1 protein-coding gene is annotated in these 1,110 nt (G+C 68.8%); it reads left to right on the top strand.

Annotated elements, in window-relative coordinates:
* The first annotated feature begins 245 nt into the window (after positions 1-245).
* The gene (gene ygiD / locus AB0L34_RS34215; RefSeq protein WP_363709820.1) at positions 246-1,001 is read left to right on the top strand and encodes a 4,5-DOPA dioxygenase extradiol; all 756 of its coding nucleotides are present in this window, start codon (positions 246-248) and stop codon (positions 999-1,001) included.
* Positions 1,002-1,110 lie beyond the last annotated feature (109 nt).

Raw genomic sequence — 1,110 nt, forward strand, 5'->3', positions numbered from 1 at the left:
TGGCGCTCTCCCATCCGACCGCCTGATCACCCCACGTCACGTCGCGGTCGGCACTATCGTGACATTCAGGTCCGGCGGGCCGCGCCGTACGATCCGGTCCTCCACGGAGGGAAGTCCACGTGCCTTCAGACGTACATCCGGCCCTGGATGTGTTGATGCCCGCGGCGTTCCTGGGCCACGGCAACCCGATGAACGCCCTCGAGGTCAACCGGTACACCTCCGCGTGGTGAGCCTTCGGCGCCGCGGTGCCGCGTCCCCGCGCGATCCTGGTGGTCAGCGCCCATTGGTACATCAACGCCACGGCCGACACCGCGATGCCCCGGCCGAGGACCATCCACGACTTCTACGGGTTTCCGCAGGAGCTGTTCGAGGTGCAGTACCCGGCGCCGGGGCTGCCCGAGCTGGCTGAGGAGGTCAGTGACGTCGTCCATCCGACCTGGGTCGGGGCGGACGTCGACAGCTGGGGCATCGACCATGGCACCTGGTCGGTGCTGATGCACGCCTTTCCGGACGCGACGATTCCCGTCGTCCAGCTCAGCATCAACGCCGACAAGCCGATGGACTACCACCTTCAACTCGGCGCCCGGCTCGCTCCACTGCGTCGGCGCGGCGTGCTGATCGTGGCGAGCGGCAACGTCGTGCACAACCTGCGCGGCATGGACTGGACGCTGACCGACGACGGCTTCGACTGGGCGCAACGCTTCGACGAGGACGCCAAGGCCCGGATTTTGACCGATCCGGGCGAGTACGCGACCCTCGACGCGCACGGGGACTTCCGCCGTGCGGTACCGACACCGGATCACTTCATCCCGGCGTTGTATCTCGCCGGTCTGGCCGCCGCCATGGACACCCCCGACACCGAGGTCCTCGTCGACGGCTACGCCTACGGCTCGTTGTCCATGACGGCCTACACCCTGGGCATGTCCTGTCCACCGGCTGCCGGCCGGGGCGGATCCCCGCAGCCACCGCCCGGGCTGCCGCCGGACGGCTCCAACATCTGAGCACCGGCTGTGTTCGATGGTTCCCCATGTTTGTGCCCGGGTGACCTGGGGCGCGGTCGCCCGGGCACCGCGGGCTACACCGTCGGCCTGGCTTCGTGCAGGATCCGGG

Origin of the sequence: Micromonospora sp. NPDC052213 (assembly GCF_040679695.1) — a bacterium.
Lineage (GTDB): Bacteria > Actinomycetota > Actinomycetes > Mycobacteriales > Micromonosporaceae > Micromonospora.